Source organism: Thermonema lapsum, assembly GCF_011761635.1.
Classification (GTDB): domain Bacteria; phylum Bacteroidota; class Bacteroidia; order Cytophagales; family Thermonemataceae; genus Thermonema; species Thermonema lapsum.
This window is the reverse complement of record NZ_JAASRN010000003.1, coordinates 142,203-162,346: the sequence shown is the minus strand read 5'-3', so window position 1 is coordinate 162,346 and position 20,144 is coordinate 142,203. Positions and strand designations below refer to the sequence as shown.

Genomic DNA, 20,144 nt, shown 5'->3' with positions numbered 1-20,144 from the left:
TGTTATTCAAAAAGTGAAGAGATGTTGAGAATAACCATTGCCTTATTTATCGCAAAAAGGAATGGAAATTTATCTATATTTGGTTACTAATTCCAAAAGATTTAGTTTATGTTTTTTTTGAATTTATTGTTACCGTGCATTACCAATACATGGCTTTTGTCAGCAAAATGGATTTGACAAACTAAACTTTCATTATTTGGAAAACTTTATCTATAACTCTCAAAACTTTCAATTTCTTGTCTTTATTTGCGAGTGTATATCAGTAATGGTTTTTCCCATTTCCAAATCAAAAATGCCCAAAAAGGTATAGACAACCCAAAGATAATAAAAGTTGTAGTTGAACTAAATTCAAACAAAGTGTCAATCCAAGCATGAATAGTAACGGGAATAAATAAAGATTTGGTTTTCTCTGTAAGTTTAATAAAAATATAAGAGATGATTGATAATGCTATAATGAAAATAGCTATTCTTACAAAAGTAGAAATGTGAAGACCTACACTCATTCGGGTTGTAAAATGCCAAAATTCCCACATCACGCCTATAATAATAGCTCTCTTTATTGGGCTTATATTTTTGAGTGCATCTTGAAGAAAACCTCGCCACCCTAATTCTTCTCCTAAAATTATAAAAAAACCAGTGAAAGGAAATGTAAAAGCTTCAGTACCATGGAATGTGCTTATTGAGAAAGCTATATCAGGCACTAACCAAAATAAAAGACTTTTTGAAATGGAAGTTCCAAAAAAGGTTACGGTCCTGACGTGTGTTTTTCTGAACAGATAAAAGCATATCATTGCAGCAATCCCCGGTCCCCACATATAAGATGCGGTTTTTACCAATCCGGGTACATTCCATAAATCCCAACTTTCAGTTTCAATGTCTCTCCACCAAAAGAATGGCCATGAAATAAGGCAGGCAATAAAATATAATAGGTAAAAACTGATAGCCAATTGGTAGTTTGTTTAATGTCTTTCTTCTCCATTTATTGCTGTTTTTTTTTAGAAAGTCAACTGCCGGATTGGTCGTAAGAACCTTAAAACCTATAAGGTCTTTCAGACCTTATAGGTTTGTATTTAATTACGTTAGAGATTGCCGCGGCGTGCTTGCTCACGCTCAATAGCCTCAAACAAAGCTTTGAAGTTGCCTTTACCAAACGAAGTAGCTCCTTTGCGTTGAATGATTTCATAGAACAACGTTGGTCGGTCTTCTACCGGTTTGGTAAAGATTTGCAACAAGTAACCTTCCTCATCGCGGTCAACCAAGATGTTTAACTCTTTCAATTTCTCTACATCCTCATCTATGTTGCCCACACGCTCTTTCAGGTCTTCGTAATAGGTTTCGGGCACATAGAGGAACTCCACGCCACGACGGCGCAGCTCGCTGACCGTATGGATGATGTCGTCGGTAGCTACAGCTATGTGTTGCACTCCCGGTCCGTGATAATACTCAAGATACTCTTCAATTTGCGATTTGCGTTTACCTTCTGCCGGCTCATTGATAGGAAACTTGATGTAACCGGTGCCATTGGATACTACTTTCGACATCAGCGCCGAGTATTCGGTAGATATATCTTTGTCGTCGAAGGTTATCAATAGCTTAAAGCCCATCACATCTTGATAGAAACGCACCCACTCATTCATTTTGCCCAGCTCCACGTTGCCCACACAGTGGTCCACGTATTTCAAACCAATAGGTTCTGACTTTACGGGGCTTTCCCATTTCTGATAACCGGGCATAAAAGGACCTCGATAGTTTTTACGCTCTACAAAGGTGTGGATGGTGTCGCCGTAGGTATGGATAGAAGCCACCTTCACTTCACCGTATTCGTCGGTCAGGGTTTGGGGCTCCCCAGCAGAACGTGCCCCACGCTTCATGGTTTCGTAATATGCCATTTCGGCATCATCTACCCACAAAGCCAAGACCTTCACGCCGTCGCCGTGCAGTTTCACGTGCTCGCTGATGTCGGAGTAAGGGTCCAGCGAAGTGGTCAATACAAGACGTATTTTGCCTTGCTCCAGCACATAAGATGCGCGGTCACGTACGCCGGTTTCGGGTCCGGCATAGGCTACCAACTGAAAGCCAAAAGCCACTTGGTAGAAGTAAGCCGCCTGCTTAGCGTTGCCCACATAGAATTCAATATGGTCGGTGCCATTGATAGGAAGGAAATCGTGCTCTTTCATAGTTTTTTCCGTTTTGAATATGGTAATGAAATGCGTTCTTTTTCATACAAATTTACACATACGCCCCGGTAAAACAAAAAAGATTCTTAGCAGAGTGTAATTCTATAAACCTCAGATTGTTCGTATCTTGCAGCATCGTTCAAATCATCAAATAAAAAACACACAAACACCTATGTCTATCGACTATCCGGCTATCAACCAATTATTGATAAAGATCATTGAGCAGCGCCTCAAACTGAGTAAGCTCAACTACGACGACCCGAAATATGACGACTTGGAAGAAGAACTTCATGATATGGAAGATGAGCTTATTGAAGAATATGGCGACTTCCTCGAAGACATCCTGGTAGACATCCACGAAGAGGTGTGCCCCGAAGTAGAAGTTTTCACCCCTATATCGTATGTCCCTCGCGAAGTGCTTGTAGAGAAAAAAGGCAAGGAGCGACATTTCATCAGCCCTTATGGGCAAGGGGTATGGATTGAATGCGACCACGAAGGGCGGGAAGCCTATCTGGTCATATTGCCTAAGCCTTTACGTGTTGAGTTGGTACACTCACCCGACGAGCGACGTACCGTCTGGCAAGAAGAATAAAGCTTTTTCTGTTTGCCAAAAAGCAGCCAAAGCCCGGGAGGTATTTTTTACTCGCCGGGCTTTGAGCTAACTCAGGGCAGTTCAAGCACAGCGCCACAGTTCCGGCATTTGTGCAACTCCTTGTTTTCTTTAAATGCTTTGAATACCTCCGGCAATTGCTTCTCTATGTCTTTCAATTTCAAGTAAACCTCGTGCAGTTTTTCATGGCAGTTGTCGCAATACCAGATGAAGCCATCGGTTTGTTCGGGTCGGCGGCGTTCTTCAATTACCAAGCCTATGCTACCAGCTGGGCGCTGAGGCGAATGGGGGATGCGCCGGTTTAGCATGTAAATCTCGCCTTCACGGATGGTAATGTCGCGAAACTCACCATCTTCCACTACCTTCAACACGATATCGCCTTTTATTTGATAGAAAAACTCCGGTCCTTCATTGAAATGATAGTCTTTACGGGCATTCGGACCCGCTACTACCATTACAATAAAATCACCTTCGGGATAAATCTCCTTGTTCCCTACCGGTGGTTTAAGCACCTCTTGGTGTGCTTCTATCCACCTCATCAAGTTGATTACATTCATCTTTGCCATAGCTCTTGCTTTTTCAATTGAACAAACTCTAACAACTCAATTTACATTTTTTGTAATTTTTTTTCACAAATCCAATATTTTTCCTACATAAACACAACTTTCTCGCAATTAATTTCTACTTTTAATAAGTTTAAAACTTAGCTTGTTATGCGACTTGTATCATTCCTCTTTTTACTCTGCTTTACATTTTTTGCAGAGACGTTTGCACAACAGCGGATAACTGTTCTAAACGAAGAAAACAGCAGTGTAGATGTTAGCTCACATTTTCTCTACTGGATAGACGAAAGTGGCTCTGCCTCTCTTGAGGATGCGATGCAAGCAGCTCAAAAAGGTCAATTTCTCAAATATAAGGAGAGAGTAATCAATTTGGGTTTCTTCCCAAAGCCCATATGGCTTAAATTAGAGCTTAAAAACCAGGCGAAGTACATTAAAGAATGGCTATTAGAATTTAACTATCCGCTATTGGATAGTCTGACCCTTTATCAACAAGATATGAACGGGCAGTGGGTCTCTACCACCATTGGCGACCAAGTGCCTTTTAAACATCGCAAAATACATTTCCGTAACCCCACTTTTCCTGTGAACCTATATGAAGACAATCATGTGTACACTGTCTATGTGCGCGTAAAAACCACCAGTTCTGTGCAGTTGGAGGCAAAGATATATACCCCTAATGCCTTTCAGGAATATAGCATCAAAAGTGATTTGGCATTTGGTTTTTTCTATGGCTGCATGCTGGTCATGCTCTTCTATAACCTGCTACTTTTTGTTGCGCTACGTAACCCTCACTATGCCTACTACTGTGTGTTTGTGCTTGGCTACACCTTGGCACAAGCTGGATTGCAAGGACACGGCTTTCAATACATTTGGTCCAACAACCTGTTTTGGACAAATGTCTCCATCCCTGTGTTGGTTTCCTTAGGGTTGCTAGGTGCCACTCTTTTTACCAACCGCTTTCTCTACACCAAACGCTATGCACCCAAAATGGGGATTGCCCTGTGGGTACTTTTTGGTATCAACGCCTTAGATATCCTGCTGAGCTTTTTCCTTCCCTATGAAATTACCATCAAACCTGTTGCATTGAATATCATCATCGACTCGGTGGTTATCATCATAGCAGGCATTGTGGCATATCGTGCAGGGAACAAAGCTGCCCAGTACTTTATCGTAGCATGGTTGGCTTTCTTGCTTGGTCTTATAGCTACTGCCTCAGAAGCATTCGGCGTCCTGCCTCGTACGTTCATCTTCCATTACGGTCACTTGTTCGGTGCCGTCATTGAAGTAGTCTTCCTTTCACTTGCGTTAGCTGACCGCATCAATGTCATACGTAGACAACGCGAAGAAGCACAAGCCCGTGCGTTGGCAATGGCTCAGGAAAATGAGCGCATCATACGCGAACAAAATATTATTTTGGAGCAGAAAGTGCGCGAGCGTACCATCGAACTGCAGCAAAAGCAGGAGGAAATCCTCACTCAAAACGAGGAATTGCAACAGCAAAGAGAGGAAATTTTGGCACAAAGGGACTTCATCGAACGGCAAAACCAAGAGCTGCAAGCCATCAATGAGCACCTGAACAAAAGTATTCAATATGGCGACCGCATCCAGCGCGCCATGTTGCCGTCCAAAGAAGAGATTTTAGAGCATGTGCGTGACTTCTTTGTTATCTATCTTCCGCGGGATGTCGTATCAGGCGATTTTTATTGGTTTAGCCAGCAGGAAGGGCATCTATTTTTTGCGGCTGTCGATTGCACCGGACACGGCGTACCGGGGGCATTCATGTCTATGATAGGCAGCACCCTGCTCGACGAAATCATCAACGAAAAGCACATATACACCCCCTCCCTCGTGTTGGAGACACTCAATGATGCAGTTTTCAAGGCTTTGCGTCAAGATGAAACCGGTAATGCTGATGGTATGGACGTTGCCCTGTGCCGGATAGATAAAATAGATGATGAAAGTTTTGAGTTGACTTTTGCCGGTGCCCGGCGCCCGGCTTACATCATCAAGGATGGTGCCCTTGTAGAACTGAAAGGCAACCGACGCGGCATTGGGGGTATTATGAGCCAAAAGCTGGAACAGTTCGAAAATCATCGGCTGATGCTTCATGCTGGGGACTGCATTTACATTGGCAGCGATGGCTTCACCGACGCAGCTAATTTCGAACGGGAGAAGTTCGGTATTAAACGACTGAAAACACTCCTTCAATTGTACTATAAAGAGCCCATGGAGCGGCAACGTCGGTACTTGATAGAAGAATTGGAGAACTTCACTAAAGGCACACCCATGCGCGACGATGTGCTGCTGATGGGTATCAGGTTGTAAATTTTTTTGAAAGAAAAATATGCTTAGTATAGACCTTCAAGGCAAAAGGGCACTTATCGGCGGGGCAAGCCGTGGCATTGGGCGTGCCTGCGCCGAAGTGCTGGCTCGTGCAGGTGCACAGCTGGTCTTGCTGTCTCGCAATCAAGAAGAATTACAGGCATTAAAGAAAAGCCTGCCCCGTGCCAATGAACATCATATCTTAGCTACCGACCTCTCGAAGGCAGAAGAAAGCAGCCAAGCACTACAAAACCTCCTCGACAAGCAGGGGCTTGAGTTACATATTTGGGTGAACAACAGCGGCGGACCAGCTCCGGGAGCCGCCCACAGTGCCCCCGTCGAAGCGTACCGGCAAGCCTTTGAGCAGCATCTGGTTGCTTCGCAAATGATACTAAAAGTAGTGCTCCCTTCTATGCGTAGGCAGCAATATGGGCGCATCATCAACATCATCTCCACCTCGGTACGCGAGCCTATTCCCAACTTAGGGGTATCGAATACCATACGGGCAGCCGTTGCCAACTGGGCAAAGACACTTTCCCGCGAGTTAGCCCCTTGGGGCATTACTGTGAACAATATACTGCCGGGCTTCACACAAACCGAGCGCCTGGAACAAATCATACAAAAGCGTGCAGAGCAAGAGGGGTGCCCAACCGAAGAAATAGCTCAACAGATGATAGCGCAAGTACCTGCCGGACGTTTTGCCCGCCCCGAAGAGGTGGCTTATGCCGTAGCATTCTTGGCATCGCCTTTGGCAAGCTACATCAATGGAGTACATTTGGCTGTGGACGGCGGACGTCTGCACTCTGCCTAAAGAGTAGGGCATAAAGAAAATAGCATAAAAGTAAAACCGGCTTGAAAGCGCCACGAGGCTCCAAGCCGGTTTTGTCAAATGCCTATATAGCGGATTTGTATCATGGCAATTTAATAGGCAACTTGTCTTTTACATTCTCTTTCACTTTGTTTTTAAGTTTATCAGCTTCTTCTTTGGCTTTCTCTTCTACTTCTTGTTTCACCTTGTCGGCTTCTTGCTTCACCTGCTGTTCCAACTCTTGCTTTTTCTCTTCTACTACCTGTTGAATGGCTTCTTTTTGCTTTTGTAGTTCTTCCTTAGCCACTTCTTTTACCGTTTCTTTGGTAGAAGTACGTGGCTTTACTTTGATTTTGGGCTTATCATAGGTCCCTCCTATCTCTATATCGAATAACAAGCGGTCGCCACTCAAAGCGTTCGTACCAATTAACTGATTCACAGCACCTTGAACGGCTTGCCCTGCTGCACCTGCCGGCACATCCATGGCTGCAACAAAGTCAAGGCTGCCATCAAAGCCATTGCTTCCGCTGATGGTCATGGTACGGTCGCCATTTTTCACTACAAAAGGCTCATAATGAACCCGCCCTTTGTCTATTTTGATTTTCATGATGACATCTTGCAGGTTCATAGGGGTCAAATCACTCATTTTGGTGAAGGCGCTAATTTGGGATAACACAGGCGTTTCCTGCAAAGCGGCTCGAATGATGGCTATCAAACCGCCACCGCTGAGCGTTTCGAATTTGGGCATCAGGTCGCTACCCAACACACCTGCCAGGCGCAAATCTGATGAAAAAGCCCCTCGCATGGCTGCTGCTAAAGGCGCCATACGCTGCACAGTAACCAAACTTTTGTAGGCTTCACTGATTTGTATTTCTGCAATCTTCATAGAGAAATCGAAAAACGGACGGTAAGGCTCGGAAGTGTCATATACACCAGTCAATAGCAGCTGACCGCCCATGGTGCGACTGCTCACGTTTTCAAATAAAACCTTACCATCTCGCATCACAATTTTTCCGACCAAATCTTGCAGCGTCAAATTGTCATAGACTACTTCCTTTATTTTAGCATCAAACACAAAATCGAGGTTTTTAGGAATGGCAATGGCTGCCAAATCCACCGTATCAGGCTCGGCAGTGGCAGCAGTGGGCGTAGGTTGGGGATTTTCTTCTTCGGTCATCCACTCGTTCACGTCGAAGTGATTCGATTCCATATGCATCTTACCGCGCAAAACGGCATCATGAAAAACATAAGCCATGTAGTTAGCTATGGTACCCACCAATTGGAAATCTGATTTGCCTGCTGTCCCGGTCATCTGCTCCACCATAATTTCTTTGGGTGAAATACGGGCAGCGGCTTGCTGTATGCGCACTTCCGGCATGCCTGAAGTCAAATAACGGAAGTTGCTCAAACGTGCATAACCGGCAAAGTCCAGTTGGTCGTATTTTTCCTGCTTAATCAGCTGCATGTTGCCTTTGGCGCTCAGGTCGGCATCTATGTTACCTGCCAGCTGCATGTCCTCCAAAGGATAAAGCTTGGTGAGCTTGGCGAGGTCTGCCTTACCTTTGGCTTTCACTTCAAAATTCACCTTGTCGAAATCCTGCACGCGAGCACTCATTTCTATGGGTTCTCCATCGAAGAGCATGGTAAATTGCTGCAAGTGGAAAGAAGAACCGGGCAAAGTACCATCACTTTGCAGACTTGCCTGAAGGTTAAGGTTCTCCAAGGGCTTGGGAACTTCGGCAGTTTTCACGTAAGCGTTGCTTAGGCTCATCTGCGCGTCGAGTGTGGGCATTTGCTGCCCGCCATAAGTTCCTTTAGCGGTAGCATCTAATGAAAAGACACCTTTCAGCTGCACGCCCTCCATAGGGAACATACTTGTCAAGTCTGCAAGGTTTAAACGCATCTTGGCAAGCACATCCATGTCTATTGTCGCCAGTCCTTTGGTGCGCAGCCGGATGTCCACAGGGTTCTTACCCAAGTCCATGTGGAATTGCTTCAAGTCGATGAGGGTTTTCTCCAAATCTCCGTCGGGGTTTTCTACTTTCAAGTCCACCTGCACATTGCGCACTGCCGTCGGCAGCTGCGGATACTGAAACTCGCCATCTTTTACTGCCAACAAAAGTGAAAAGCCGGGCATTTGCACAGCATTATAGGTACCTTTTATTGCACCTTCAAACTGCACGCTGCCTGCGGCTTTCAGTCCTTCGAAAGAAGACGAATAGACACCCGGCACCAACGAAAGCAGCTTTTTAAAGTCAGTTTTTGGGGAATTGTAGCGCAAATCCAAAACAATGTTGGTATCGGGCATAGAGATGCTTCCTTCAAAATGTAGCGGGAATTCATTGACTGTTAGCAGATTATCCTTAAAAGTATATTGACTTTTTGCCAAATCTATGCCCATGGTAATGTCGGCGTTCACTTTTTTATCGCTCATATATTCCACCCCGTCATAAGCAACCGAAGTGGCTGCTATTTCGGTCTGCGTTATCATATCAAACACATCTGCCTGCAAATTGCCTGACCCAAGATGGTTTACCCCACTCAAACGCACATACATTGGCAGGCTACGGTCGTCGTAAACGATATAGCCGTTTTCAATGCGCCACTCATCAATAGCCAACGCCAAGGGGGCGGCTTCTTCTTCTGTGAGCGTATCTGCCGGCTGCTCTAAAAAGATATCCCAGTTGGCTTGTCCTTGTGCATTGACCAGTGCATGAATACGCGGCTCGATAAGCTGTATTGAACGGACCTTCATTTCATTGCCAAAAAGCACACTCCACAAATCAAGGCTCAAACGGAACGAACGCACCGCCAACAAGGTATCTCCGGCAAAAGGTGCACGGTTCACCACTCCAAAATCGTCCAAACGGGCATTCAGATGCGGAAAATCGCTAATAAGACTTACCGAAAATTTATCGGCATCAAAGAACACATCGGCAGCTATATATTGAGCTAGCTGCTTACGTACAGCTGCTTTTATGTCATCTTTAAAAATGACAGGAATTAGCAGCACACCCAACAGCAAGACGAGCAACAAGATACCGGCTCCAACTAGGATTTTCTTTTTCATGACTCGCGCGATTTAGAAAGTGATTTCATCAAGCTAAAATAATACATTTTTTTGAGCTTAAACCGATTTGGCTTATATTTAGGTGTCTAAAAAAAGAATTTGCTGTTTCACATTCATGTAAAAAGGAGCTTATGAAAGGAATCATTTTGGCAGGCGGTTCCGGTACTCGTCTTTACCCTATTACACAAGCCATAAGCAAGCAATTGATGCCCATATACGATAAACCTATGATTTACTACCCGCTTTCTACTTTGATGATGGCGGGGATTCGAGAGGTGTTGATTATTTCTACACCACAAGACCTTCCGCGTTTTGAACAACTGCTGGGCGACGGCAGTCGCTTGGGATGCAGCTTTCACTACGCTGTACAGGAACGACCCGAAGGCTTGGCGCAAGCCTTTGTGATTGGTGAGTCATTCATAGGCAAAGACAAAGTGGCGCTCATCTTAGGCGACAACATCTTTTACGGTTCAGGACTGTCGCAAACCCTCAAGTCTTGCAATGACCCAGAGGGGGGCATCATCTTTGCCTACCATGTGCAAGACCCCGAGCGCTACGGCGTAGTAACCTTCGATAAAAACATGCGGGTGCTCTCTATAGAAGAAAAGCCACAGCATCCCAAATCCAACTATGCAGTGCCCGGTATTTACTTCTATGACAACCGAGTGATAGACATAGCCAAGTCGCTGAAACCCTCTGCCCGAGGCGAATATGAAATCACAGATGTGAACAAAGCGTATCTTGCAATGGATGCCCTGACCGTAAAGGTCATGAATCGCGGTACCGCTTGGCTCGATACCGGTACTTTCCAATCCCTGATGCAAGCTTCTTTATTTGTACAGGTTATAGAAGAGCGTCAAGGTCTTAAGATAGGTTGCATAGAAGAAGTAGCCTACCGCAACGGTTTCATCGATGCCGAACAGCTGGAGCGCATTGCTCAACCGCTGCTTAAAAGCGGATACGGGCAGTATCTGCTGCAAATCTTACAGCAAGAGAAAATCCATCAATAAACCTGTCATTCAAGTATTCGTAATAAGTGAGAGGCAAGTTAGAAATCATCAGGCAAAGAGAGACGGACACAAAATCATGAAAAAGACAAAAGAAACACTTTATGCTTGGCTTACGCACCCCTACCGTCTGGTGATGCGCGACGAAGAACGCTTGGCTGATTACAAGTCCTATCCCATCACCCGGGCAAAAATATTAGCCATCACTGTTCCCCTCATATTCTTGATTTTCATCAGTGGCTTTTGGCTTTCCTCTTACCTGCACAAACACGGCAGTTTTGGCAAGCAGGAAACTCAAACGCTCAAGCGAGAGCTCATTCGTCTTTACCAAACTGTTGACTCGCTGGAAATAGCTCTTCAGCACCATGAGCAATATATCCAGACGCTGCATAGAGTCATTCGTGGCGATGTGGAACCATGGAAAGAAGAAAAGAAGAAAGAGAAAGCGAGCAAAGATGGTAAGTTAAAAATGCCCCAAAATGACAGCATAGACTTAGACTACATCTCAGAGGCAGAGCTTGCATTGCGCAGCGAATACGAGCAAAAAGCAGAACAAACCACTGGCAGCACCTACTATCAGGTAGCCAACCAAGCTGGCAGCAGTTCCATAGGAATGCTCTTCCCTCCTTTACAGGGGGTCATCTCTGGGCATTTCAATATGGAAAAGAAGCACTACGGCATAGACATCGTAAGCAAAGCCAATGCCCCCATTCACAGTGTTGCTGATGGTACCGTTGTCTTCGCCGGATGGACCGACGAAACCGGCAATGTGATTGCCATACAGCATGGCAACAATTTAATTTCTGTTTACAAACACAACGCCAGATTGCTCAAGCAAGTGGGCGACGTAGTAAGCTCCGGCGAAGCTATTGCCATCATTGGCAACACAGGCAGGTATAGCACGGGTCCTCACCTTCATTTTGAGTTATGGCTCAAAGGCAACCCTGTGAACCCAGAAAAACTGATTGCATTTTAGTTCCAAGTAAAAACATCTAAAACCAGAAGCGTTATGTTCATGGCTGTATTTAGTAGCACCCCTTCGAAAGGGCAAGAGCCCCAAGACCTTCACACCAATACACACATTGGTATGGGCACCCACTTCACAGGCAATGTGGAGGCATCGGGCAATATACGTGTCGATGGGCAGGTAACCGGCGACGTCATCAGCAAAGCCAAGATAGTTACAGGCAACAAGTCTGTTATACAAGGTAATGTGGTTGCCGAGAACATGGAAGTAGAAGGCGAAATCACAGGTAAAGTAGTAGTTTCTGATACACTTGTACTCAAAAGTACAGCACAGATTATCGGTGATATCTATACGCGTAAGCTCATCATCGAGGCGGGGGCTGTATTCACCGGCACATGCTCTATGGGTGATGAAAAAATCATCAAAGAAGCCCGTAGTGGCATCGTGAAAGATGTCCCCATCTTAGACAAGGGGACTCTGCCCAAAGAACAAGCTAAGGTAGAAGCTAAATAAGTTTTGACTTGCCAGAAAAAAATAAAAAACCTTCATCCAAGCCATTACACGATTATATCCGTTACAGTGGCTTGGGTATCCAGATGCTGGCAACCATAGGCATCTTTCTATGGATAGGTATTCAAATAGACCGGAAACTCTCATGGAAGTTTCCGGTATTTACCATTATTTTTGTGCTGATAGGCGTCGTTGGCTCTATCATCTCTCTGATAAAAAACCTATCCCAAGACTCATGAAGCAACCGTGGATTTCGTATTTAAGCCTAAGCAGCGCCGCTGCTCTTTTCTTTTTCATAGGAGAACATTATCAATGGGTATGGCTCCCTGCCGAGCGGTGGTGGGTTTTAATTTTCATATTGGCTATTTCGTTTATCAGCACGCTTTTGCATCGTTTAGGGGTTAAAGAAAAAGACCCGCATACCCTCCAAAAAGCCTTCTTCACAAGCCTGACGCTACGCCTGTTCCTTTCGCTGGGTTTCGTTGGTATTTTTCTGTGGCAAGGTGTCAGCCACCCCTTCGGCTTCATAACCCTCTTCTTTGTCTTATACTTTCTGTTTGTTGGATTTGAAATTTACCATCTATTAACTAACTTGCCGTCCGATTCTTAAATACACGGATAAACCATGAAATCAATCAAAGCTATACTTCTGATTTTCATTGCTTTGCTGGGCTTTGGATTGTCTGCCTATGCTAATCCACAACCGGAAGAAGAAAAAGAATTCAATGCAGGTGAGACCATCTTCCACCATTTAAGTAATTCGCATGAGTGGCACCTTTTTTCGATTGGTGAAACCCATGTAAGCATTCCGCTACCTGTAATTTTATATACCCCTAATGGTTTAGACGTATTTCTATCCAGCGAATTTCACCATGGGAAAGAGACAGAAGAAGGTATTCTGCTAGAAAGAGGCAAGAACACCTACATTATAGAACATGACCATATCAAATTGGCAGGTAACGAAGAAGCTACTATCTATGATTTTTCTATCACTAAGAACGTAGCCTCCATGTTCTTGAGTGTGGTGTTGCTGTTTCTCATCTTTGGAAAGGTGGCAAAATCTTACCAAACAGACAAGCCACAAGCACCCAAAGGGCTTGCCGGACTTATAGAGCCGCTGATTCTTTTCGTGCGCGATGAGATTGCCATTCCTGCCATCGGCAAAGATAAGTATGAGCGCTTCATGCCTTACCTGCTAACTGTCTTTTTCTATATCTGGATTAACAACCTGCTTGGCTTGTTGCCCGGCGCTGCCAACCTGACTGGCAACATCACCATCACCGCTACTCTTGCCGGCTTTACTTTGGTGATGATTCTTTTCAATGCGAATAAAACCTATTGGGGACACATATTTGCTCCTCCAGTACCTGCTTGGCTCTACCCTATTATGGTTCCTATTGAGATAGTGGGTATTTTCACTAAGCCTTTTGCATTAACTATCCGTCTATTTGCCAACATCACTGCTGGGCACATCGTTATTCTGAGCCTCCTTTCTCTTATTTTCATATTCAAAAGCTTTGCTATAGCACCTATTAGTGTAGGCTTTGCTCTCTTTATCAACGGCTTGGAATTGTTGGTGGCATTTATTCAGGCATTCGTATTCACGCTGCTGAGCGCCCTCTTTATCGGACAAGCCGTAGAAGAGCATCATCATGAAGAAGAGCACGGTGAGCATCAGCCTGCACATACAGAAGCCTCTCATATAGAGAAGCCTACACAGGCTGAATTAAAAGAAGAACTGGCTGTAACGGCTTAATTTCATAAGACTCAAACAAAGGCTTTCATTCACTTAAACAATAAAAACTATGTTAGCAACTCTGATTGTGTTCTTGTTGGAAGGTCTGGTAGGTTTGGGCGCCGGCTTGGGTGCCGGTGTAGTAGCCTTAGGTGCTGGTCTGGGTATCGGTCGCATTGGTGGTCAAGCTATGGACGCCATTGCACGTCAGCCCGAAGCTACTGCTAAGGTACAAACCGCTATGATTATTTCTGCTGCTCTTATCGAGGGTGTTGCCCTCTTTGGTGCAGTAGTGTGCTTGTTGCTGGCACTTTCCTAATCACCCCAATGGCAAAGTTTTCTGCGCTGCGTTTGGCAGGCAGAGGCTTTGCCTCCTCTTTTGCTTAGTTTAGAAAATCATCGATATATACCCTAATTATCACATCATTTTAAAAAAACAAAAGAACTATGCAACTGCTCACACCCGAACTCGGTTTGTTTTTCTGGCAGCTCGTTACTTTCCTCTTGGTGGTATTTCTGCTTAGCAAATATGCATGGAGACCCATTTTACAAGGCATCAAAAAACGCGAAGCAGAAATCAACGATGCATTGGCTGCTGCTGAAAAAGCACGCAGCGAGATGCAGCGTATCTCTGCCGAGAATGAAAAGCTGCTTCAAGAAGCACGTGTAGAAAAAGACCAAATCCTGAAAAAAGCCCAAGAAACTGCTCGTCAGTTGGTAGAGGAAGCAAAAGAAAACGCCAAGAAAGAAGCCAACCGCATGATTGAAGATGCCCGTCGCATCATTGAATCGGAAAAAAATGCGGCATTGAGCGAAATCAAAGAGCAAATAGCTACCCTTTCGGTGCAAGTAGCTGAGCGCATCCTTAAAAATCAGCTCTCAGAAGAAGCCAAGCAAAAGGCTTATATTGAAGAGTTATTGAAAGATGTTAAACTGAACTAAGATGTCTGCACAACGAGTCGCCAAACGCTATGCCAAAGCTCTGTTGGATTTAGCAGTGGAACACAACGCGCTGGAAGCTGTTTATCGTGACATGGAAGCCGTTGAACAGTTCCTCAAGCAAAACAAGCAGGTAGAGGCTATTCTCAACAACCCTATCATCTACAGCTATAAAAAACTGGCTATACTGAAAGCCATCTTTGAGAAACATCTGCACCCGCTTACCATAAAGTTCATAGAGGCACTGTCGAAGCGTAACCGTGAAAATATCCTTTATGAAATTGCGATTGCCTTTGAAAAGCTTTATGAAGAAAAGCAAGGCATTCAGCGAGCCTATGTGCAATCAGCAGTAAGCTTAGACGAAAAGCTCAAAGCAAGCCTCACCAGCTTGGTAGCTAAAGCGTCCAACAGCAAGCAGGTGCGATTGTTCGAGCAACTAAATCCTGAACTCATCGGTGGCTTCGTGTTGCGTATTGAAGAAACCCAACTGGATGCATCGATACGTAGCAAGCTGCGCCGAATAGAGCAGGAGCTCACCCGCGCCTAAATATTGGAAGCTTCGTTTTTTTAATAAATTGCCATATGCAACAGCTCGTTGTGTATGGCTTTTTTGTTTGAAACAACATAAAACCTATTCCCTATGAAAGCACTTCAAGGTGTTGGCGTGGCACTGGTTACCCCCATGCATGCTGACGGCAGTATCGCTTGGGCTGCCTACGAACGTCTTTTAGATTACACGCACCAAATAGGTGTTGACTATTGGGTAGTACAAGGCACTACCGGCGAATCGCCTACCATCACTGCCGAAGAAAAAAAACAACTCTTAGCGTTAGCCAAAGAGCATCCAGCACAAAAACCCATAGTATTTGGCATAGGTGGCAACAACACTCAAGCCGTAGTACGACAACTGAAAGAGATAGACCTTAGTGGCGTCAGCGCCATCTTGTCGGTATGCCCCTATTACAATAAACCCTCACAAGAGGGCTTATATCGCCATTTTATAGAGGTGGCGGAGCATAGCCCCGTGCCCGTGATTCTTTACAACGTACCGGGGCGCACCGGCTGCAATCTGCAGGCTGCCACTACCTTGCGCTTAGCACAGCATCCCAATATAGTAGCCATCAAAGAGGCTTCTGGTGATTTGATGCAGATTATGCAAATAGCCGCAGAACGCCCAGAAGGGTTCTTGCTGCTCTCGGGCGACGACCTTTTGACACCCGCCATGGTTGCCATAGGTGCTGAAGGTGTAATATCGGTGATGGCGAATGCTTTTGCCTCCTTTAATGATATGGTTCATGCTTCTCTTGCAGGAGAAAAAGAGAAAGTAAAACAGCTATTGAAGCAACTGATAGGCATCAATGAGCTACTATACAAAGAAGGCAACCCGGTAGGTATAAAATGTGTGCTTAAACATATGGGCATCTGTGAAGAGCACGTGCGTTTGCCTTTGGCACCTGCTTCTGCTGCCTTATCGAAAGCTATAGAAGACGCCCTGAAAAAGCTAAGCCTTTTGCCGCAATAAAAGCGGCAGTGATGCTACGGCAAGGGGTTTGGTGGCAACTAATCCTTCACCATAATCCACACCTATAAAATGCCCCATCTCCTTGCCTCTTGCTTCTATACGTTCCATAAACCAAGGCGTAGAGATGTAGGTCTCTGGCTCGTTGCTTAGTTTTTCAGAAACTCCGGGCACGTAAAACTGCGAAGCAAAAGCTGCAATAGCTCGTTTTTTTACCTCCCAAAAAGGAGTTACATCCACTACAAAAGTGGGCTCTATAAACTCATCTTGTATCACATGGAATATTTCCTTAGGGCGCCATGCTTCCTGTTCCTGCCCGTCACGGAAAGTAGAGATGCGTCGCAAACCAGCATAAAAACAAGCCTCTTTGACCAGCTGTGCAGCCCTTCCGTGGTCTGGGTGACGGTCGTGCAACGCATTGGTAATTACAATGTCAGGGCGATAGTAACGTATAAGCTCTATGACGCGCAAGGTAGCCATGTAGTCTAAGCGAAAGAAAGCATCTGCTAAGCGCAGATTCTCTCTTGCCACCACCCCCAATATGCGGGCTGCTTCTTCTGCTTCTCGGATACGCAAATCAGCGTTGCCCCTTGAACCCATTTCACCGGCAGTCAAGTCTGCCATAGCCACACGATAACCCTGTGCTACTTGTGATGCGATGATACCAGCACACGACAATTCAGCATCATCGGGATGTGCCATTATGAGCAATATATCTACCTTTTCTACTTGTGTAGTTTTCATAAGCCAACAAGTATTTTAACGAATACGCAGGCGCTGCCCCGGTCGTATCACGCTGCGGGGTCCCAATCCGTTTATTTTCATTAAATAAGAGACAGAAACTCCGTAGCGGCGTGCAATATGGCTAAGTGTATCGCCGGCTCTTACAACATGCCACACTTGCTGTTTGACAGTAACCCCCAAATGCCTGAAATGCTGAGGCAACAAATAAAACCATTCCCCTTTGATGGATTGCATGGGTTCGGTATAAAAGTCAAAAATCTCTTCAGGATTAAAAGGGTTGCCAGCATAACGGAATTCAAAGTGCAAGTGTGGTCCAGTACTTCGACCCGTGGAGCCCCCTAAGCCTATTACCTCACCAGCCTTTACCTCTTGCCCTACTTTGCAGAGGATTTTGCTCATATGTGCATAAACTGTTTCCAATCCATTGTAATGACGTAACACTACATGGTAACCGTATCCCCTATCGTAGCGAGCCATCCGCACTATGCCATCGAAGGTAGCGTAAATAGGGTCTCCTATGTGCAGGGCTAAATCGATGCCATGATGAAACCCGCCCCAGCGATAACCAAACGAGGAGGTTTTCCAATAAGAATCCAAAGGTGGAAACCAATAGCGTTGGAGCGTACTGTCATACAAATGAATGGGAATGGTATCTTTGAACGTAGAAGGGTGTATTTTGTAGGGGTTGATGTATTCCGAACTCCAGATGGAATAGTATTCGGCAGCTTTGACCCATACGCAGTCTATCTTTAAAAACTCTGACACCTGCACCAAAGCAGGCTCCTCATATTTCAGGGAGTTGGTGTCTTCGCTTACTACCGACAAAGCACGCGAGGGTACAAAGAAAGTATCTTTGCGTACGGCACTATTTTCTGCAGTTGTTGCATTTTTTTGAACAGCCGAAGAGTTTTTGTTTTCATCTACAGGCGGCTTGACTATCAGTTTATTTTGCTTTACTGGTTCCTCCTGAGCCCACGTCATCCCTTGCAAGCCTATGCCCAAGCAAAGCAACAAAACGATACGTAACAGCATGCTCTTGCATTTATTTTGAAAAAATCATTGCCTTGCCCTCCCTGCTCATCAAAAAAAGAAAAGGAGAGCATGCAGCTGCAAAGGTAACTAAAAAGAAGCAGTATTGCACCCTCTCCTTTCAACAAGTGTGTGAAAAAAGAGCTGTTTAGTGGCTCTCTGTCATCACTTCTTTTTGTGCCAGATAACGCTCGGCATCCAAGGCTGCCATACAACCCGAACCTGCAGCCGTTACAGCCTGACGGTATATTTTATCCTGCACGTCGCCACAAGCAAAAACCCCCGGTATGTTGGTACGTGTACTTCCTTTTTCAGTAATCAGGTAGCCGGATTCGTCCATATCCAGCTGCCCTACAAATAAATCGGTGTTGGGTTTATGTCCAATGGCTACAAAGAACCCTTGTATTTTCAGCTCTTTGGTTTCGCCTGTTTCTGTATTGCGCAAACGCACGCCTTCTACTTCTTGTTCGCCCAAGATTTCCTCTGTTACATGATTCCAAAGGATTTCTATATTGGGGCTATTCAACACACGCTGCTGCATGATTTTAGACGCCCGCAATTCATTGCGGCGCACAATCATGTACACTTTGTTGCATATCTTAGACAAGTAGCTGGCTTCTTCACAAGCGGTGTCGCCCCCGCCTACTACTGCCACATCCATTCCTCGAAAGAAGAAACCGTCGCAAACAGCGCAGGCAGATACCCCTTTGCCGTTGAGGCGCTCCTCCGATTCAAGTCCCAGCCACTTGGCAGATGCACCTGTGGCTATAATGATGGTATCGGCTTCCCACTCGGTGCCGTCCTCTGCTTTGGCATAGTGTTTTCCTCCTTCTTTATTAAAGCGCACTTCCACAATCATGCCGGTGCGTATGTCAGTATCGAAGCGGGCAGCTTGACGCTCAAAGTCCATCATCATTTGTGGTCCTTGAACGCCATCCGGGTAACCCGGATAGTTCTCTACTTCTGTGGTGATAGTCAGCTGACCGCCAGGCTGTGAACCTTTATACAAGACTGGCTTCATGCCGGCACGCGCTGCGTAAATAGCGGCGGTATAACCGGCAGGTCCCGAACCGATGATAAGACATTTGGTGTGTTCCATAAACTTATTTTTTTGTAAGGTCTAAAAAAGTCTTTCTCATAACACATACAACACAAAAAAAGATAAGAAAGGTCAAGCATAAAAAAACAATGACACTGCAGGTGGCAGTGCCATTGTTTCGCTTTAAAAGGAGGAATTAACCTAAATAAGGTTTCAAGGCTTTACTGCGCGACGCATGACGCAGACGACGAATAGCCTTTTCTTTGATTTGACGTACCCGTTCACGGGTCAGGTTAAAGCGCTCGCCTATTTCTTCAAGAGTCAATGGGTGTTCTCCATTGAGTCCAAAGTAAAGAGTTATCACATCTGCTTCACGCTCAGAGAGCGTAGAGAGTGCACGCTGTATTTCTCGGCGCAGTGATTCATTGACTAAGCCAGTATCGGGCGACTCTTCCGAGTCGTTTTCTAACACGTCGAGCAAGCTGTTTTCTTCACCTTGCACAAAAGGAGCATCTACCGACACATGCCGCCCCGAAATTTTCAGGGTATCTATTACTTCTTCGGGTGATACATCCAGCTCTTCTGCCAACTCTTCGGGTGAAGGTTCACGCTCGTAGCGCTGCTCCAGCTCTGAATAGGTCTTCGATATTTTGTTCAGTGAACCCACACGGTTCAAAGGCAAGCGCACAATACGTGATTGTTCTGCCAAAGCCTGCAAGATAGATTGGCGAATCCACCATACGGCGTAAGAAATAAACTTAAAGCCACGGGTTTCGTCGAAACGTTGTGCGGCTTTGATAAGTCCTAAGTTACCCTCGTTAATCAAATCACCCAGCGAAAGACCTTGGTTTTGGTACTGTTTTGCCACCGACACGACGAAACGCAAGTTCGCCTTGGTGAGTTTTTCCAGTGCCAACTGGTCTCCCTCACGGATTCGTTTAGCAAGCTCTACTTCTTCTTCAGGCGTAAGCAGGTCTACCTTACCAATTTCCTGCAAGTACTTGTCTAACGACTGGCTTTCACGGTTGGTAATTTGCTTGCTAATTTTGAGCTGTCTCATCCGGCTTTTTATTTTAGTTTTTGATGAAGTTTTAATCGCATTAAG

21 protein-coding genes are annotated in these 20,144 nt (G+C 45.3%); 13 read left to right on the top strand and 8 right to left on the bottom strand.

Annotated elements, in window-relative coordinates:
• Positions 1-242: 242 nt before the first annotated feature.
• Positions 243-947 carry a CPBP family intramembrane glutamic endopeptidase gene (locus FHS56_RS10425; protein ID WP_166920548.1) on the bottom strand — a complete coding sequence of 235 codons (705 nt, stop codon included), beginning with the start codon at positions 945-947 and terminating at the stop codon, positions 243-245.
• A 132-nt stretch (positions 948-1,079) separates the two neighbouring features.
• The gene (gene hppD / locus FHS56_RS10420) at positions 1,080-2,177 is read right to left on the bottom strand and encodes a 4-hydroxyphenylpyruvate dioxygenase (RefSeq protein ID WP_166920546.1); all 1,098 of its coding nucleotides are present in this window, start codon (positions 2,175-2,177) and stop codon (positions 1,080-1,082) included.
• A 172-nt stretch (positions 2,178-2,349) separates the two neighbouring features.
• Here hppD and FHS56_RS10415 point away from each other — a divergent pair, with 172 nt between their 5' ends.
• Complete coding sequence (locus FHS56_RS10415) at positions 2,350-2,769, top strand: hypothetical protein (protein WP_166920544.1); 420 nt, start codon at positions 2,350-2,352, stop codon at positions 2,767-2,769.
• 71 nt (positions 2,770-2,840) lie between these two features.
• Here the strand turns inward: FHS56_RS10415 and FHS56_RS10410 are convergent, their stop codons facing one another.
• Positions 2,841-3,353, bottom strand: a complete 513-nt coding sequence (locus FHS56_RS10410) for a 3-hydroxyanthranilate 3,4-dioxygenase (RefSeq protein ID WP_166920542.1) — start codon at positions 3,351-3,353, stop codon at positions 2,841-2,843.
• Positions 3,354-3,500: 147 nt separating this feature from the next.
• Between FHS56_RS10410 and FHS56_RS10405 the strand changes: the two genes are divergently transcribed.
• Positions 3,501-5,675: a 7TM diverse intracellular signaling domain-containing protein gene (locus FHS56_RS10405; RefSeq protein WP_166920540.1), complete on the top strand. Its 2,175-nt coding sequence runs from the start codon at positions 3,501-3,503 to the stop codon at positions 5,673-5,675.
• A 19-nt stretch (positions 5,676-5,694) separates the two neighbouring features.
• The gene (locus tag FHS56_RS10400) at positions 5,695-6,483 is read left to right on the top strand and encodes an SDR family oxidoreductase (RefSeq protein ID WP_166920538.1); all 789 of its coding nucleotides are present in this window, start codon (positions 5,695-5,697) and stop codon (positions 6,481-6,483) included.
• A gap of 100 nt (positions 6,484-6,583) precedes the next feature.
• Here FHS56_RS10400 and FHS56_RS10395 read toward each other — a convergent pair whose 3' ends face one another.
• Positions 6,584-9,550, bottom strand: a complete 2,967-nt coding sequence (locus FHS56_RS10395; RefSeq protein ID WP_166920536.1) for an AsmA-like C-terminal region-containing protein — start codon at positions 9,548-9,550, stop codon at positions 6,584-6,586.
• Positions 9,551-9,681: 131 nt separating this feature from the next.
• On the opposite strand from FHS56_RS10395, the gene rfbA reads away from it, so the two are divergent.
• The 10 genes from rfbA (at position 9,682) to dapA (ending at position 16,230) form a co-directional block, all read left to right on the top strand.
• Complete coding sequence (gene rfbA / locus FHS56_RS10390) at positions 9,682-10,560, top strand: glucose-1-phosphate thymidylyltransferase RfbA (protein ID WP_166920535.1); 879 nt, start codon at positions 9,682-9,684, stop codon at positions 10,558-10,560.
• Positions 10,561-10,636: 76 nt separating this feature from the next.
• On the top strand, positions 10,637-11,533 hold the full coding sequence (locus FHS56_RS10385) for a M23 family metallopeptidase (protein WP_166920533.1): 897 nt from the start codon (positions 10,637-10,639) through the stop codon (positions 11,531-11,533).
• Between the two features lie 39 nt (positions 11,534-11,572).
• A complete protein-coding gene (locus FHS56_RS10380; RefSeq protein WP_166920531.1) occupies positions 11,573-12,037 on the top strand; it encodes a bactofilin family protein in 465 nt (154 codons plus the stop codon).
• Between the two features lie 8 nt (positions 12,038-12,045).
• Positions 12,046-12,273: an AtpZ/AtpI family protein gene (locus tag FHS56_RS10375; RefSeq protein ID WP_166920529.1), complete on the top strand. Its 228-nt coding sequence runs from the start codon at positions 12,046-12,048 to the stop codon at positions 12,271-12,273.
• Positions 12,270-12,644: a hypothetical protein gene (locus FHS56_RS10370; protein ID WP_166920527.1), complete on the top strand. Its 375-nt coding sequence runs from the start codon at positions 12,270-12,272 to the stop codon at positions 12,642-12,644. The genes FHS56_RS10375 and FHS56_RS10370 overlap by 4 nt, the downstream gene beginning before the upstream one ends.
• A gap of 15 nt (positions 12,645-12,659) precedes the next feature.
• On the top strand, positions 12,660-13,790 hold the full coding sequence (atpB, locus tag FHS56_RS10365) for a F0F1 ATP synthase subunit A (protein WP_166920525.1): 1,131 nt from the start codon (positions 12,660-12,662) through the stop codon (positions 13,788-13,790).
• 49 nt (positions 13,791-13,839) lie between these two features.
• Complete coding sequence (gene atpE / locus FHS56_RS10360; RefSeq protein ID WP_166920523.1) at positions 13,840-14,088, top strand: ATP synthase F0 subunit C; 249 nt, start codon at positions 13,840-13,842, stop codon at positions 14,086-14,088.
• A 128-nt stretch (positions 14,089-14,216) separates the two neighbouring features.
• Entirely contained in the window at positions 14,217-14,711 is a 495-nt protein-coding gene (locus tag FHS56_RS10355; protein WP_166920521.1) for a F0F1 ATP synthase subunit B, read from the top strand.
• Between the two features lies 1 nt (position 14,712).
• Positions 14,713-15,255 carry an ATP synthase F1 subunit delta gene (atpH, locus tag FHS56_RS10350; RefSeq protein ID WP_166920519.1) on the top strand — a complete coding sequence of 181 codons (543 nt, stop codon included), beginning with the start codon at positions 14,713-14,715 and terminating at the stop codon, positions 15,253-15,255.
• Between the two features lie 93 nt (positions 15,256-15,348).
• On the top strand, positions 15,349-16,230 hold the full coding sequence (gene dapA / locus FHS56_RS10345) for a 4-hydroxy-tetrahydrodipicolinate synthase (RefSeq protein WP_166920517.1): 882 nt from the start codon (positions 15,349-15,351) through the stop codon (positions 16,228-16,230).
• Here dapA and bshB1 read toward each other — a convergent pair.
• The 4 genes from bshB1 to FHS56_RS10325 form a co-directional block, all read right to left on the bottom strand.
• A complete protein-coding gene (gene bshB1, locus FHS56_RS10340; RefSeq protein ID WP_166920515.1) occupies positions 16,210-16,971 on the bottom strand; it encodes a bacillithiol biosynthesis deacetylase BshB1 in 762 nt (253 codons plus the stop codon). The two genes, dapA and bshB1, sit on opposite strands and share 21 nt — an antisense overlap.
• 15 nt (positions 16,972-16,986) lie before the next feature.
• Positions 16,987-18,003: a M23 family metallopeptidase gene (locus FHS56_RS10335; RefSeq protein WP_166920512.1), complete on the bottom strand. Its 1,017-nt coding sequence runs from the start codon at positions 18,001-18,003 to the stop codon at positions 16,987-16,989.
• Between the two features lie 145 nt (positions 18,004-18,148).
• A complete protein-coding gene (trxB, locus tag FHS56_RS10330; RefSeq protein WP_166920510.1) occupies positions 18,149-19,099 on the bottom strand; it encodes a thioredoxin-disulfide reductase in 951 nt (316 codons plus the stop codon).
• A 136-nt stretch (positions 19,100-19,235) separates the two neighbouring features.
• Positions 19,236-20,099, bottom strand: coding sequence for a sigma-70 family RNA polymerase sigma factor (locus tag FHS56_RS10325; protein WP_166920508.1), 864 nt, complete (start codon positions 20,097-20,099; stop codon positions 19,236-19,238).
• Positions 20,100-20,144 lie beyond the last annotated feature (45 nt).

Bases quoted from the DNA above. Each gene is read 5' to 3' on its own strand.
- FHS56_RS10335 (WP_166920512.1), bottom strand. From the start codon at position 18,003: ATGCTGTTACGTATCGTTTTGTTGCTTTGCTTGGGCATAGGCTTGCAA.
- FHS56_RS10385 (WP_166920533.1), top strand. From the start codon at position 10,637: ATGAAAAAGACAAAAGAAACACTTTATGCTTGGCTTACGCACCCCTAC.
- atpB (WP_166920525.1), top strand. From the start codon at position 12,660: ATGAAATCAATCAAAGCTATACTTCTGATTTTCATTGCTTTGCTGGGC.
- FHS56_RS10355 (WP_166920521.1), top strand. From the start codon at position 14,217: ATGCAACTGCTCACACCCGAACTCGGTTTGTTTTTCTGGCAGCTCGTT.
- FHS56_RS10380 (WP_166920531.1), top strand. From the start codon at position 11,573: ATGGCTGTATTTAGTAGCACCCCTTCGAAAGGGCAAGAGCCCCAAGAC.
- rfbA (WP_166920535.1), top strand. From the start codon at position 9,682: ATGAAAGGAATCATTTTGGCAGGCGGTTCCGGTACTCGTCTTTACCCT.
- bshB1 (WP_166920515.1), bottom strand. From the start codon at position 16,971: ATGAAAACTACACAAGTAGAAAAGGTAGATATATTGCTCATAATGGCA.
- atpE (WP_166920523.1), top strand. From the start codon at position 13,840: ATGTTAGCAACTCTGATTGTGTTCTTGTTGGAAGGTCTGGTAGGTTTG.
- FHS56_RS10370 (WP_166920527.1), top strand. From the start codon at position 12,270: ATGAAGCAACCGTGGATTTCGTATTTAAGCCTAAGCAGCGCCGCTGCT.
- atpH (WP_166920519.1), top strand. From the start codon at position 14,713: ATGTCTGCACAACGAGTCGCCAAACGCTATGCCAAAGCTCTGTTGGAT.
- dapA (WP_166920517.1), top strand. From the start codon at position 15,349: ATGAAAGCACTTCAAGGTGTTGGCGTGGCACTGGTTACCCCCATGCAT.
- FHS56_RS10410 (WP_166920542.1), bottom strand. From the start codon at position 3,353: ATGGCAAAGATGAATGTAATCAACTTGATGAGGTGGATAGAAGCACAC.
- hppD (WP_166920546.1), bottom strand. From the start codon at position 2,177: ATGAAAGAGCACGATTTCCTTCCTATCAATGGCACCGACCATATTGAA.
- FHS56_RS10325 (WP_166920508.1), bottom strand. From the start codon at position 20,099: ATGAGACAGCTCAAAATTAGCAAGCAAATTACCAACCGTGAAAGCCAG.
- trxB (WP_166920510.1), bottom strand. From the start codon at position 19,099: ATGGAACACACCAAATGTCTTATCATCGGTTCGGGACCTGCCGGTTAT.
- FHS56_RS10395 (WP_166920536.1), bottom strand. From the start codon at position 9,550: ATGAAAAAGAAAATCCTAGTTGGAGCCGGTATCTTGTTGCTCGTCTTG.
- FHS56_RS10415 (WP_166920544.1), top strand. From the start codon at position 2,350: ATGTCTATCGACTATCCGGCTATCAACCAATTATTGATAAAGATCATT.
- FHS56_RS10405 (WP_166920540.1), top strand. From the start codon at position 3,501: ATGCGACTTGTATCATTCCTCTTTTTACTCTGCTTTACATTTTTTGCA.
- FHS56_RS10400 (WP_166920538.1), top strand. From the start codon at position 5,695: ATGCTTAGTATAGACCTTCAAGGCAAAAGGGCACTTATCGGCGGGGCA.